Annotated in this window: 15 protein-coding genes and 1 pseudogene; 9 read left to right on the forward strand and 7 right to left on the reverse strand. The window is 43.4% G+C overall.

Annotation, left to right across the window (positions count from 1 at the left end):
* Nucleotides 1-146: 146 nt before the first annotated feature.
* A complete protein-coding gene (locus AC805_RS21315; RefSeq protein ID WP_055077266.1) occupies nucleotides 147-680 on the reverse strand; it encodes a thermonuclease family protein in 534 nt (177 codons plus the stop codon).
* 47 nt (nucleotides 681-727) lie between these two features.
* Nucleotides 728-1228 (reverse strand): DUF2993 domain-containing protein, encoded by a 501-nt coding sequence (locus AC805_RS21320; protein WP_055077267.1) that lies wholly within the window; start codon nucleotides 1226-1228, stop codon nucleotides 728-730.
* Between the two features lie 326 nt (nucleotides 1229-1554).
* On the opposite strand from AC805_RS21320, the gene AC805_RS21325 reads away from it, so the two are divergent.
* The 5 genes from AC805_RS21325 to AC805_RS21345 all read left to right on the forward strand — a co-directional run bounded on the left by AC805_RS21325 (nucleotide 1555) and on the right by AC805_RS21345 (nucleotide 5644).
* A complete protein-coding gene (locus tag AC805_RS21325) occupies nucleotides 1555-2166 on the forward strand; it encodes a sigma-70 family RNA polymerase sigma factor (RefSeq protein WP_055077268.1) in 612 nt (203 codons plus the stop codon).
* The gene (locus tag AC805_RS21330) at nucleotides 2163-2654 is read left to right on the forward strand and encodes a hypothetical protein (protein WP_055077269.1); all 492 of its coding nucleotides are present in this window, start codon (nucleotides 2163-2165) and stop codon (nucleotides 2652-2654) included. Before AC805_RS21325 ends, AC805_RS21330 begins: the two co-directional genes overlap by 4 nt.
* A gap of 66 nt (nucleotides 2655-2720) precedes the next feature.
* Complete coding sequence (locus AC805_RS21335) at nucleotides 2721-3392, forward strand: Spy/CpxP family protein refolding chaperone (protein WP_055077270.1); 672 nt, start codon at nucleotides 2721-2723, stop codon at nucleotides 3390-3392.
* Nucleotides 3393-3599: 207 nt separating this feature from the next.
* A complete protein-coding gene (locus tag AC805_RS21340) occupies nucleotides 3600-4616 on the forward strand; it encodes a heme A synthase (RefSeq protein WP_156341522.1) in 1017 nt (338 codons plus the stop codon).
* A gap of 35 nt (nucleotides 4617-4651) precedes the next feature.
* Complete coding sequence (locus tag AC805_RS21345; RefSeq protein ID WP_055077271.1) at nucleotides 4652-5644, forward strand: heme o synthase; 993 nt, start codon at nucleotides 4652-4654, stop codon at nucleotides 5642-5644.
* A 446-nt stretch (nucleotides 5645-6090) separates the two neighbouring features.
* Here the strand turns inward: AC805_RS21345 and AC805_RS21350 are convergent, their stop codons facing one another.
* The gene (locus AC805_RS21350) at nucleotides 6091-7095 is read right to left on the reverse strand and encodes a zinc-dependent alcohol dehydrogenase family protein (protein WP_055077272.1); all 1005 of its coding nucleotides are present in this window, start codon (nucleotides 7093-7095) and stop codon (nucleotides 6091-6093) included.
* A 383-nt stretch (nucleotides 7096-7478) separates the two neighbouring features.
* Complete coding sequence (locus AC805_RS21355; protein WP_055077273.1) at nucleotides 7479-9662, reverse strand: serine/threonine-protein kinase; 2184 nt, start codon at nucleotides 9660-9662, stop codon at nucleotides 7479-7481.
* Between the two features lie 234 nt (nucleotides 9663-9896).
* Between AC805_RS21355 and AC805_RS21360 the strand changes: the two genes are divergently transcribed.
* From AC805_RS21360 to AC805_RS21375, 4 genes are all read left to right on the forward strand, one after another.
* Complete coding sequence (locus tag AC805_RS21360) at nucleotides 9897-10154, forward strand: hypothetical protein (RefSeq protein ID WP_055077274.1); 258 nt, start codon at nucleotides 9897-9899, stop codon at nucleotides 10152-10154.
* Nucleotides 10147-10566, forward strand: a complete 420-nt coding sequence (locus AC805_RS21365) for a hypothetical protein (protein WP_055077275.1) — start codon at nucleotides 10147-10149, stop codon at nucleotides 10564-10566. The genes AC805_RS21360 and AC805_RS21365 overlap by 8 nt, the downstream gene beginning before the upstream one ends.
* 75 nt (nucleotides 10567-10641) lie before the next feature.
* Complete coding sequence (locus tag AC805_RS21370; protein ID WP_055077276.1) at nucleotides 10642-10863, forward strand: hypothetical protein; 222 nt, start codon at nucleotides 10642-10644, stop codon at nucleotides 10861-10863.
* Nucleotides 10864-11419: 556 nt separating this feature from the next.
* Nucleotides 11420-11683: a hypothetical protein gene (locus tag AC805_RS21375; protein WP_055077277.1), complete on the forward strand. Its 264-nt coding sequence runs from the start codon at nucleotides 11420-11422 to the stop codon at nucleotides 11681-11683.
* A 210-nt stretch (nucleotides 11684-11893) separates the two neighbouring features.
* Here the strand turns inward: AC805_RS21375 and AC805_RS21380 are convergent, their stop codons facing one another.
* The 3 genes and pseudogenes from AC805_RS21380 to AC805_RS26555 form a co-directional block, all read right to left on the reverse strand.
* Nucleotides 11894-12223 carry a type II toxin-antitoxin system PemK/MazF family toxin gene (locus tag AC805_RS21380; RefSeq protein WP_055077278.1) on the reverse strand — a complete coding sequence of 110 codons (330 nt, stop codon included), beginning with the start codon at nucleotides 12221-12223 and terminating at the stop codon, nucleotides 11894-11896.
* Entirely contained in the window at nucleotides 12207-12407 is a 201-nt protein-coding gene (locus AC805_RS21385; RefSeq protein WP_055077280.1) for a hypothetical protein, read from the reverse strand. Before AC805_RS21385 ends, AC805_RS21380 begins: the two co-directional genes overlap by 17 nt.
* Before the next feature lie 149 nt (nucleotides 12408-12556).
* Nucleotides 12557-12728 (reverse strand): annotated as a pseudogene (locus tag AC805_RS26555) (IS630 family transposase); the annotation flags it as partial.

A 12728-nucleotide genomic window follows, 5' to 3' on the forward strand; every position in this document is an offset into this window, starting at 1 on the left:
TATAGCTATAGTCAGTAATGTTAGGACAAAAATCAAACCCAATAGAGATTTGCGGCGCGAAGCGCCGCAAATCTCTATTGGGTTTGATTTCCTGACTTAAGTGAATATAGCTATAAGTAGCTGAGCATAATTAACGTCAGTTCTAGTTAATAGCCCACACCTAATAACTTATGCTCGCGGCGAAACTGGCTCGGTAATATAACTTCAGTACCATTTGCCCAGATTCCGAGGCGATCGCTCTGGGCTTTTTGTTCGATCGCTTCGTATTCTGGACAGTCCTTTTCTTGAAGGCGATCGTAATGGGCAAGTCCGAGAGACACCATAACTTTATTGGCATTTTGCCCACCCGCTAAGACCTCGCCATAGTAGCGTCCAAATTTATCTTTTTTAAAAACCTTGACAGCGATCTCTTCATCATCAAGGACATTTTGTAATACTTTGCGTGCATGTTCGCCTTCTGCTTGCAATAGCTCAGGTGCATCGATACAGGCAAGATGCACTTTGGTTTTAATCCCTCGATCGATCAGCGTAATGTTATCGCCATCAAATACCCTAACTGCAAACGATGCCGCCCATGCTGGTGGGATCGAGATCGCTAGGCAGCCCAACAGACAAAATAAATTGATCAACGAGATCGCCAACAATTTCTGAAATTGATAAATAAACTTAGCCAAGGACATGAAATAAATTAAAAGAATATCTTATCTTTCTGGACTGGGGAAATGATTTAGGTAGCGGCGATCGCAAATTCACCACGACATTTAGCCCGACCCTCGACAATCACCAACTCATGCAGCGTAAATTCATCGCCTAGTTTATGTAATAACGTTTCTAGCAAAGCGCGAATTTCATCATCACTAGTAACGACAGGAGGCACATCGGTAGCGATCGCTTCTAAAAAAAGAGGAGAGCGCAAACAACTCTGCAAATCTGAAGCCGACAGCTCAACATCCATAGTGACGCGGATCGGATCGAGCAGTCTTAACGTTTCCCCCTTGAGGATCTGCGCGATATTGAGATGGATCGCCTCGGCGCATAGGTCAATATTGGTAACCGCTAAGCCTTGATATTTTGCCCCTACCCCAATTACATTCGCTTTAGGAATGTCACCACTGAGGATCTGGCGACTTTTGCCAGCGATCGCAATTTCGATAGCTTCAATATGTTCGACCTGCGATCGTAACCATAGTTTAATGATAGGAATTAATACAGAACTAACAACAGACATGAGTAAAGCCTTTTAGAGATAACCATTTTAGGAATAAATTTTAGGAATAAATTTTAGGAATGAACCTTTTTGAGATCGCGGCGGTCAAAACCTATAAGTTGATTGCCAACGATATTGCTTCAATTATTGCCAATGACATTGCTCAATTATTGCCTCAATGAGCAATTAATGCGTAATTATTGTCTCAGTAAGTCTCAATAAGTCCCAATAAATGAGTCCCAATAAGTCCCAATAATGAGTCCCAACAAGTATAGTTGCTCTCATGGTCTTAGGAATAGCAGCTTTTCTCCGCCCATATTCCTTATCTCTACGATGGTTGATAGTAGATGTTCAAAACGGTAATCACCAATATCGAAGAACCTAGTCTTAGCGATCCCGATCTAAGTATCGTGCAGGCTTGCTTGCAAGGCGATCCCCATGGCTTTAAAAAGCTCTATCAACGTCATCAGCAAAAGGTGCGCTCAACGCTATATCAGCTATGCGGCACCGATGGTTTAGATGATTTGGTACAGGATGTCTTTTTACGAGCATGGAAAGGATTACCGAAATTTCGTCAATCTTCGCAGTTTTCGACATGGCTCTATCGGATTGCCTTTAACGTTGCGAGCGATCGCCGCAAAGCTCTAGCCAAAATGCGATCGCGCAATATTAATGTGGAAGACGAGCAACTTGCTAATTTCGCCGATGAGGCGATCGCCCGTGATGGTGATTCGCAGCCGAATCTCACGCAAATGCATTATCAAGACCTAATGCAGCGCGGTTTAGCCAAGCTCAGTGAAGATCATCGCGCCGTATTAGTACTGCACGATTTAGAAGAGTTACCTCAAAAAGATATTGCCGAAATTTTATCCATTCCTGTAGGCACGGTGAAATCAAGGTTGTTTCATGCCCGCAGTGCCATCAAAAAGTTTTTAGAAGCGCAAGGAGTCGAGTTATGACAAATAAATATACTCAGGAACCACAGGATTTTAGCGAAGATTTTGGTGGAGATGCCCCTAAAAATTCTCACGAATCCTCTTCGCACGACTCCTTAGTGTCTTTTCTCAAGCAGCACAAATCGATCGCGCCACCCCCTGCCCCCAACTTTGAGCAGCAGCTATTTGCGGAGATTAGTAAATATCCCCAACCTGCTGCCAAACCATTCAAGGCACGTTTGCGGCGTTGGCTTCCTTGGGCTGTGGCGATTCCCGTGGCGATCGCCACAGGGGTAGCTTTTAATTGGGCAACGAGTCGAACGCCCCAGTATCAAATTGCCAATGCGCCCAATATTACGCAAGGGAAAACGATCGGTGAAGCCGACAGAGCTGAGATCGAGCAATCACTTATCTATAGTTGGGATGCTAATGACAATACTGCCACCCCAAGCTCGTCCACCTCAACAGACAACCAAATTTTGTCGGAGCTATCACCCCTTGAATATGAGTGATTTTGAATATTTCTATTTATTGAAATATTGAATTATTGAAAAATTTATCAAAAAATTGAAGATGCTATGTTCAAATCTATTTTAAGTTCCAAGATATTTCGCTATGTCGCCCTCACTGCTGCCGTGGTTGGAGCTAGCAGCATTTTTTTGAGTAGTAGCAATATTTTGCAATCGCAACCACAGGGGCAATCTCTCAGCCAATCCCAAGTTGCCAGCCAGCCGCAAGTAAAGTCGGATCATAATCCTCAAACCCTAGCCGAAGAAAACCCATCACCAAAGCCAGACAACCATCCCAATCGCTCTGAAAGTGCCGATATGCCCTCGGGCAAAATTTTAAAACAGTTAAATTTATCCCCCGAGCAATTACAAAAACTTAAGGAGGTGCGTGATCGCGATCGCGATCGCATTCGCGATCTATCCCAACAGTCGCGGCAAGCCAATCGCGAGCTGCGGGATTTGCTAGCTAGTAATGAAAGTAGCGCCGTAATTCGCCAGAAACATACGCAAGTTTTAAACCTTCAGCAGGAGCTCCAAAAGCAACATTTTGAAAGAATGTTGGCTATGCGAGATATCTTGACCCCTCAACAGCGATCGCAACTCAATGAGATCATCCAAAAAAATCGTTCCGATCGTTCTCCCAATCGCTCCAAAGAGAGCATTAAAGATAACATCAGAGACAATATCAAAAATCGCATAGATAATCGTTTGGAAAATTTCCGCGATCGCCAAACCCTATGAAGCCGACCATGATCACCAAGAAAAAGCCCTGCTATGCAGGGCTTTTTCTGCGATCAATGCCAGCACTTAACGAAGAAATTAACGAAGAAATTGTTAAGTCCTCCTACCAAATCTAGAACTGCTCTTAATATAAGTCGTAACTATTATCAATACTTCTGTTGAGTTTTATCAAGATTCACGAAGAAAGCCTGAACCTCCTACACTTGCATGACTGATTCTTTATCTTCTTACAAAGCAGCACGAGCGGCTGAACATCTGACTAATAGTAATTCTGAAATTAACGTTGAAAGTAATCCTGAAATTAGAAGCCGAGTTATAGTCCTGCTCCGTAGCATTGCTTTGGGAATTGCGATCGCCACTTGGATGGTGATGGCGATTGGCAGCGCTACTCGCGTGATGAATGCAGGGTTGGCCTGCCCCGATTGGCCGCTATGCTATGGATCGGTATTACCCGCCGAGCAGATGAACCTCCAAGTTTTTTTAGAATGGTTTCATCGCCTTGTTGCCTCCTCGGTCGGATTCGCCACCATTGTTCTGTTTGGCGCAAGCTGGTATTTCCGAAAATCATTACCAAGTTGGCTGCCTTGGGCGACTTCGGGTTCATTATCTCTGGTGGTTTTTCAGGGCATTTTGGGCGGATTGACCGTAACCCAATTATTAAGGTTTGATATCGTCACGGCTCACTTGGGCACGGGGTTATTATTTTTCTCTAGTTTGTTGGCGATCGCTTCTACCTTGAGCCAGCAATCAAGTTCGGCAAATTATCTCGGCTCTAAAAAAATTGCTTGGTTAGGGCTGTCGGCAGTAATTTTTGTGTACTTACAAAGTATTCTTGGGGCGTTAGTTGCTTCGCAATGGGCTCTGCATCAATGCTTTGCTACAAAGGATATGTGTGTGGTTTTGAATGCCCATTTATTAGGTGTAATTCCCGCAAGTATTTCTAGCATTGCCGTTGTCGTGGTGACTTGGCTTGCTAAGACAACCTCGCCTTGGCTACGGCGCATTTCCTTGCTTGTGGGTTTACTCGTGCTTTTACAAGTAGCGATTGGCTATGCTACCTACAAACTACATTTACAAGTCGAACCATTAACGATCGCCCACCAAGCGATCGGCTCAGCATTACTCGGAACCCTTGTTTGCTTTACTGTATTAGCATTTCGAGCTGCTAACCAAGATCCATTTCAAACCAAAGAACAGAATCAAGTGCAACCTGCGATTCGCTAACCGTAATCTGCAAAATATTTTAGGAGTTAAGCGTAATGCAAGAAACAGCGATCCCAGAAACTATATTTGCTGAGACCGATCGATCGAATCAATTGGCTCGCAATTGGCGCAGTGTCATTCAAGATTACATAGAGTTAACCAAACCTCGCATTATTGTCCTCCTACTAATCACTACCGCAGGGGCAATGTGGATTGCCTCTAAAGGTCAAGTTGATGGATTGTTAATGTTGACTACGGTCTTGGGGGGAGCGATCGCTGCTGCTTCGGCAAATGCGATTAACTGTCTGTACGATCGCGATATTGATGCCAAAATGGAACGCACCAGTTGGCGACCAATTCCATCGGGGCGGATTAGCCCTCTGCAAGCACTCATCTTTGCGATCGCCTTGGCGATGATTTCCTTTACATTGCTAGCGCTCTGTGCCAACCTTCTTGCCGCCTGTTTGGCAATGTCGGGCATTGCTATCTATGTTGGTGTTTACACAATTTGGCTCAAGCGTTCCAGCACCCAAAACATCGTCATTGGTGGAGCCGCAGGGGCAATTCCGCCTCTCGTGGGCTGGGCGGCTGTCACAGGGGAATTGAGTTGGGCGGCATGGGTGTTATTTGCGATTATTTTTGTGTGGACTCCTCCCCATTTCTGGGCTTTAGCCCTAATGATCCGCGATGAATATGCCAAGGTTGGCGTACCGATGCTGCCAGTAGTTAAGGGCGCAGAAGTAACTGCCAATCAGATTTTGGTCTATACATTGTTAATTATTCCCGTATCCTTATTACTGGTTTATCCTTGCAATGTCATGGGGTTAGTCTATTGCTTTTCGGCGATCGCCTTAGGTGCAACTTTCATTTACAAGGCAACCCAACTATTAAAAGAACCGAGCGATCGCAATATCGCCCGTTCTGTATTCAAATATTCGATTCTCTATTTAGCTCTACTTTGTGTAGCGATGGGGATTGATAGTTTGCCCTTAGCCCATATCTCTAGCCAACAGGCGATCGCCTTATTAAAAATACCAAGTAGCCTTTAACTATACTCCCTTCCCACCACAGAAATAGATATACAAAACCAAGAATTAGACATTGCGGCGCGAAGCGCCGCAATGTCTAATTCTTTACTGGGAAGGGAGTAGTATTCCTAGATCATTTATAAAAAATAGGGCTTCGCATTCGCTCAGACATTGTTCAGACATCTTATATAGCTACAGTTACTTGACTTAGGAAAAATCAAACCCCAAGAATTGATTGGCGGCGCGATGCGCCGCCAATCAATTCTTGGGGTTTATGTCCTATTATACCTAGCGACAGCTATACCAATTCACGGAAGTGTCGACTCACTTCCGTGAATTAAAAAATAAACCCAGTAAGGTTTTGAGATTCCCAAAATTGCAATGCCATTTTGGGAATTGGTATTATCCCGATGGCTGAGCTAGGTCGAAGCCAATCACAACTCATTTAGGCTTACGATAAAATCCATTTAAATTGAAATTACAATTTTGCCAATCGCCGAACCAGTTTCTAAGAGTTGATGTGCTTTGGCAACATCAGCAAGTTGAAATACTTCACTGACATGGATTTTTAACTTGCCAGTATCAAATAAGGCAGCACTTTCACTGAGGACTTTTGCCTGCTGCACTTGCAAAGCGGTCTTCCCCAATAACATGGGGGTTAGCATCAGTTCAAAGCTAAATCGTAGGTTACGAGTACGGGCAACTTTCCAGCTTATATCGGCTGGAGGTTCGAGAATGGTAACGAGATCGCCACAGATTTTAACCGCAGGAAAGCTTTGCTCGATGACCTTTCCTCCAACCGTATCAAAAACAATGTCTAATCCTTCGCCCTTTGTCCAGTTGATGGCAGCTTCGACAAAATCAGTATCCTTATAAGCGATCGTTAAATCCGCCCCTAAGCCTCTAGCAAATCTCGCCTTCGCTTCCGAGCCAATAGTCGTACAGACGTTTGCTCCTCTCAACTTAGCCAATTGAATGGCTATATGCCCGACACCGCCTGCACCCGCATGAATCAGGACATTGGGGCTAATGCTTGATGATTGGAGATTAGCGCGCTCGTACAGAGCTTCCCATGCGGTAAGTAAGACCAAAGGGACGGCAGCAGCTTCTTCAAAACTAAGAGACTTGGGCTTATGGGCGGCGAACTTTTCATCAATGGTGGTCAGTTCAGCGTAGTTGCCTTGGTGTAATCCTAAGCCACCATTACAAAAATAAACTTGATCGCCTACTTTAAACTTGCTAACTTCAGAGCCGATCGCTTCGACAACACCCGCACCATCACAACCCAGAATTGCGGGTAGGCGATCGGGCTGGAATGTTCCTCGAACGCGGATTTTAGTATCAATGGGATTGATCCCTGCGGCTTTGAGTCTTACTAATATCTCGGTAGGAGATTGAATAGTCGGATCGGGGATATCGGCTATTTGCAATACATCGGGATCGCCAACTGCGGTCATCAAAATTGCTTTCATTTACTGCTTTCTCCTGATATATAGCACTCAACCCAATAGAGAGTTGCGGCGCGAAGCGCCGCAACTCTCTATTGGGGATGTTTGTCCTAACATTACTGACTATAACTATAAATATGGCGAGATAAGTATGGCGCTCCACGATACACTTCGTCCAAGAATTATTATAGCTATAGCCAAATAAGTTAAGACATAAAACCCAGAAGAGTGTTGCGGCACTTCGCGCCGCAACACTCTTCTGGGTTTTGTTTTTGTCCTAACATAACTGGCTGCTGCTATATTATTTTGCTATAGCTGTCTTCACTTGCGTTAGGACAAAATCAAAATCCCAAAAGAGAAGAGTGGCGCTTCGCGCCACTCTTCTCAATAAGCTTACGTTACAGGATTTAAAAAAGTGTCTTAGGTCTAATGCGGTTGGCTTCATCAACCAAGCGAATTTTTTCGTCACCAGTTGTCAGATGCGCCATCGCTCTAAGTGCTTTTTCTAAACCTTCGCGCAAATGTATTTCCTCCAGAGGTTTGCCCAAAAGGGTAAGACTGGTGTTCGGCGCTAGCGCTTGGGTCGTTACTAAGTTAAGCGCTGTTTCCAAAACCTGCTTCGTGAGGCGATAGCGTTCCATCCCCTCTAAGGCGATCGCTTCAATTGCATTTCCCGCATCCTTTAATTCTTGGCTACTGGGATTCGCTACCTTCGTATTAATCAGAGTTCTAGTCACTTCTACCCGCGATCGCGCAAATAGGCTCGAAGATTGGGGAACTCGCTCTAAGGCGGCAACCGCACCATTGCGATCGCCCGTCGCCAGCAGACAACGCCCTAAGCCGAATGATGCGGTTACATAGCTCGGATCGGTGCGACAGACTAGCTCGTACATTTTGATCGCGAAGGGATAGCGATGGGCTCGTTCGGCGGCGAGGGCAAGGGCTAACTTCGGCGCTAGCTCTCCAGGAAGATCGAAATAGGTCTGATCGAATGCTGCCTGTGCTTCTTGATATTTTCCCTGCGCCATGAGCGATCGCCCCTGATACCAGAGAACGCGCCAATCCCAAGCATCGAGTTCTTCCACTTTTGCTAAAATTGATTCCGCTTCAGTATAGGCTTTTCTATCGATCAGCGCATTTACCAATCTGAGCTTTGCTTCAATGGATTTGGGAGTACTTTGGACTACTTGCCGCAAATTGTCAACGCGCATTACGGGATCGGCGATCGCTCCTGCATTCAGTACTGCATTAAAGGCAGGATCGCTGCCATCAAGATTTGGCACTGGCAACTGGTGATAGTCCGCTAAGATTGGCTCAAAATCACCACTGACAGCGATCGCTAACATATCCCCACCAAAAAGACTGCTTGAGGCAGGACGGGGAGTATTGGTTTGGAGCGCAACAATTTCGCGCAGCACGCCCAGCAATTGATCCGCCATCTCATCGGCCGATTGAAAGCGATCGTCGGGATTTTCGGCGGTAGATTTTAAGAGAAACCGATATAGCGATTCCTGTTCCTTAAAGAGAGGTTCTTCTTCTGGACTGGGTAGGTTATAGAGATGTTCCTTCGTAAACCCGCGAATATCGGCAAGTAAAACTGCTAGGGTTCTCCCAATCGTAAATAAATCTGACACGACCGTAGGACCTTCGCCAGCTTCAGGAGCGCTATAGCCAACCGTGCCGTAAATATCCCCAGTCAGATCGTCAATGCGCCTCACCCCACCCATATCGATCAATTTGACATCATTCCCTTCTACCATGGCATTGTCGGGTTTGAAATCGCAATAGACTAAACCCAGTTGGTGCAAATAAGAAAAAGCAGAGAGAATGCGATGGATATAGGCGATCGCTTCAGTAACTGGTAAAGCCCCCCGACTCTTCCGAATTTCCTTGAGGGTTTGACCGCCCACGTATTCCATGACGATAAATCCTTCGGAACCATGCTTCACGAAGTTATAAATCCCGACAATATTCGCATGTTTGACGGAGGCAAGAAATTGACGTTCGGCAACGGCGACAGCAGCGCTGGAAGCATCTTCCGTATTTAGAAGTCCCTTCAGCACCACATAACGCGATAGGGTGCGATCGAAGCCCAAATAAATCCAGCCCAGACCACCATAGGCGATCGCCCCTTTGACTTCGTATTGATCGAGAATCAGATCGTTTGGTTGTAGCGAAGCGATAAAAGAATATTTTTGACCGCATTGACTACAAAATCCTTTTTCGCGCTTAAGAGCCTGATTGCAATTAGCACAAAAGCGTTTGTTTTCGGGCACTTTTGCCTCCACCATGATTGCCTTTTCTGGCTCAGTGGAAGGTAGTTCGGGAACGGAAACTAACCCTGCTCCCAGTTGTTTGCGACTGCTGCGTCCCGTGGGGCTAGTACGACGCGATCCCTTCGAGCGATTGGTGAGCGGCGATGAACCTGTACCCGTAGTAACGGGCATACTGCGCCCAGTAACTCTTTCGGCGGTATATTGGCGGGATTGCCCTGTCGTGGAGGATTTTAGTGCTGCGAGTCCACAGACATTGCAATAGCCATCTTCTATAGTGCCATTACAGCCATTACGTTTACAAGATTCACCGTCCATTAATACCACTCCGTTCTAGATTTAAAATCTAATTGTTTAATACTAGACCCAATCGCTAACAAAATCGCAAAAATGCGATCGCTTGACTGGATATCGTACAATCTTAACAACTTGAATTTCGCTAAAATAAGGCTAAGCGCTCAGGCAGAAAGCTGTGTCTAATTATTTGATGATCGTCCAAATTGCTCACAACTTTGGCATCTAAACCAAAAATAACGATTCCCAATAATCAATATGTCTCTCACTGAGCTTTTACCAACTGTTAGTCAATTAACCCATGAGGATAAACTACGGTTAATCCATTTTCTTTTGCTTGCGGTAGCGAAAGAAGAAGGTTGTAATTTGGAAACAACACAGGTTAATCGAGAACAAAATCTACTCAATCAATTAGCATCAACTAATGCAGTTGTATGGTCGCCTCAAGCAGATGCTCAAGCGGTCACAGCATTGTCAGATCTTTTGAGAGATGCAAAGGAAAAAGCAAATGCTTAATGGACAACGCTTTAATTTTACAGAGAAAGTTGATAGCTCTGGGCGATCGGTCGTTATGCCCTATTTGCCTTTGCATCTCACTAATGCCACTCAATCTATAGAAGTGTTGGCTTTATTAGACACTGGGGCAAGTGTAAACGTATTACCTCATGATATTGGCTTACAGCTAGGAGCAATTTGGGAAGAGCAAACAGTAACAATTCCATTAAGTGGCAATCTTTCTCGAAGTGAAGCCAAAGGTTTAGTTCTATCTGGCACTGTTGGATCTTTCTCAAACACTTTACTCGCTTTTGCTTGGACTCAATCAAATGATTCGCCTGTAATTCTTGGACATATGAACTTTTTTAGTGAGTTCAATGTTTGTTTCTATCGCCATGAGTTAGCTTTTGAGGTTCGCTCAGTCTTGAAATAACTTGGTAGTTAGTGATTGAAACAATAGAGTGCTGAGACGAAAATTTTTAAAACTATATCGATACAAAACTAAACTATGAAAAAACATCGAGGATTTAATCCCTACTGGCAATCTAAGGAAAAAAGAGAAGAACGGGATAAATATCCTAAATTTATTTTTAAGAATGAAGAAGCAGATCCAGAATTCTCTCAAATAATCAAAGAAATTGTTCAAGCATTTGGTTTTAATGGGATTCCTGACGAGTTAAAGCCTATTTATAAAAACATAAAAAAAACTTGGTTATTGGAAGGCAATTGAACCAGTAAAGAAAGGATTTCAGCTTGGTGAAAGTATAGGGGCATATGTAGTATTAGATTTTCTTTGTGAAGCATTTTTAAAAAAATTCCCAAAAGATAAATTTGATCAATATTTCCCTTTTAATGATTTCGAGCTTTTACCTAGAGATAACGACATAGTTGTTCAATGTCTCTCTCTGAAGAAGTTTAATAGTAGTCGAGGGATTCGCTACTACTCTACTCATGAACCAACTATCGAAATAGAGAATATTAGGTATATAGTCACATTTACCAAACATTCTATTGAATAAATTTGTGATCGTATTCACCCAAATTGGAAAATACATTCAGCACTTGGTGATGTTTACGCATATCTAGAAAAAAATCTATACTTTGAGTTCTGTAAATTACGAGATGGTAGTCCTGCTCTCACTTTTTATGATATATGCGGAGATAAATTTTTCTGGCACTACCAATATGTCGATAAGGTCTTTGGCAAGAAAAATTTAATTTTAGGAAAAGGTAGTCCTTATTTTCGGGTTGGGTATTGCCCTTTAGCTTTTGAAGGTAATTTCGCTGTGGCTAAGACGTTATTATTTCCTGGTTACTCGAAAACACCAGAATACGAGTGCATCTTAAATTTAGATTTACCTGAGAATGAGAGGAAATCACTATTCAAAAAAATCACAAAGCAAGATGCAAAATCTCTCCTTGAAACAGGAGATTTTTCTTTGATTAAGTGGCTTCATGAAAATACTATTCCTCAGGTTGTTCAGATGGATAAAAAGGTTTATGACCACGAAAAATCAATTATTCTTGCTATTAGAGATTTGCAAAAATAATAAAATGAGGGTTATGTTAGTTAAAGATCCGCCTACTTTGAAGGTGAATATCGAATACAGTGTGGAACAAAAAGTATTTTGTGAACTAAAGAATGGATAATGATCTCCAGATCTTCATTGATTTTTAGTGTTGATAGTTGGCGATCGGGGTTTATGGGTGTTGAGGGGCGATCACTGTTTGATTTTGAGATTTAGGCGATCGGGTTGTAATCATAAACCTAGCCAACCTCTTAAAGATTGATCAAGTCTATCAATATCAACATCAGCTAACTTCCCAACAATCTTGATAACTAAACTTCTATTTACAGTATAGATACCACGCTTGACTGCCGTAACAACATTCAGCCCTGCCGCTGCCCAATTAGAAAGCACAAATTCCCCGTCAAGCAATGATCCTGTTTTACTAGTTAGCGGCACAATTAGAATATCTTGAGAGCTATGTGATGCATTGACAATAACCGCAGGACGAACCTTCGCATTAGATAGATCTGAAAATGGATATCGAACTAAAATGATGATATTTTTAGAGTAATTCGGCATAGATATCGTCCTCAGTATTATCCCAAACTGCATCAAGTGATGTCTGACTTGCTCGAAGCCAAAACTCAGACTCATAGTCATCAGTTAATAAAGTCACCAATACCTTTGTCCCTTCAGCCAGTTCTGAAGCCTCCAATAACTCAATTTTTCCTTTTTGAACAGTAGCCCAAAGAGTTTTTAGCATATCCATTATTTGAACGTTACTAGCTTAATTGTATTCTGTAGTAAGTAGTTCGGCATAATTAAAAAACAAAACCAGAGAGCATACCGCCCGCTGCGCGGGCGGTATGCTCTTCTAGTTTTTAAGTTTACTTATGCCTAGCTACTAGGCAGTTAAGTAATTATTGACGGGTAGAGGCGAAGCAATTTAATGCGAGCATCAGCAGTAGTAAATTGCCAATTGACTTTACAAGAGAGAGAATTCCTGCGATTTTCCCAAGCCGAGACTTCCTGAATCAAAAGCTGTTTATCAGGAATACGACGGTCGAGACATTGGCGATTTAAA

This window comes from Pseudanabaena sp. 'Roaring Creek' (genome assembly GCF_001402795.1).
Taxonomy (GTDB): Bacteria; Cyanobacteriota; Cyanobacteriia; order Pseudanabaenales; family Pseudanabaenaceae; genus Pseudanabaena.

Excerpts from the sequence above, each read along its gene's own strand:
- AC805_RS21365 (WP_055077275.1), top strand. The coding sequence starts at position 10,147 with ATGCTTAATGGACAACGCTTTAATTTTACAGAGAAAGTTGATAGCTCT.
- AC805_RS21320 (WP_055077267.1), bottom strand. The coding sequence starts at position 1,228 with ATGTCTGTTGTTAGTTCTGTATTAATTCCTATCATTAAACTATGGTTA.
- AC805_RS21345 (WP_055077271.1), top strand. The coding sequence starts at position 4,652 with ATGCAAGAAACAGCGATCCCAGAAACTATATTTGCTGAGACCGATCGA.
- AC805_RS21330 (WP_055077269.1), top strand. The coding sequence starts at position 2,163 with ATGACAAATAAATATACTCAGGAACCACAGGATTTTAGCGAAGATTTT.
- AC805_RS21340 (WP_156341522.1), top strand. The coding sequence starts at position 3,600 with ATGACTGATTCTTTATCTTCTTACAAAGCAGCACGAGCGGCTGAACAT.
- AC805_RS21350 (WP_055077272.1), bottom strand. The coding sequence starts at position 7,095 with ATGAAAGCAATTTTGATGACCGCAGTTGGCGATCCCGATGTATTGCAA.
- AC805_RS21325 (WP_055077268.1), top strand. The coding sequence starts at position 1,555 with ATGTTCAAAACGGTAATCACCAATATCGAAGAACCTAGTCTTAGCGAT.
- AC805_RS21335 (WP_055077270.1), top strand. The coding sequence starts at position 2,721 with ATGTTCAAATCTATTTTAAGTTCCAAGATATTTCGCTATGTCGCCCTC.
- AC805_RS21315 (WP_055077266.1), bottom strand. The coding sequence starts at position 680 with ATGTCCTTGGCTAAGTTTATTTATCAATTTCAGAAATTGTTGGCGATC.
- AC805_RS21360 (WP_055077274.1), top strand. The coding sequence starts at position 9,897 with ATGTCTCTCACTGAGCTTTTACCAACTGTTAGTCAATTAACCCATGAG.
- AC805_RS21355 (WP_055077273.1), bottom strand. The coding sequence starts at position 9,662 with ATGGACGGTGAATCTTGTAAACGTAATGGCTGTAATGGCACTATAGAA.
- AC805_RS21385 (WP_055077280.1), bottom strand. The coding sequence starts at position 12,407 with ATGCTAAAAACTCTTTGGGCTACTGTTCAAAAAGGAAAAATTGAGTTA.
- AC805_RS21370 (WP_055077276.1), top strand. The coding sequence starts at position 10,642 with ATGAAAAAACATCGAGGATTTAATCCCTACTGGCAATCTAAGGAAAAA.
- AC805_RS21380 (WP_055077278.1), bottom strand. The coding sequence starts at position 12,223 with ATGCCGAATTACTCTAAAAATATCATCATTTTAGTTCGATATCCATTT.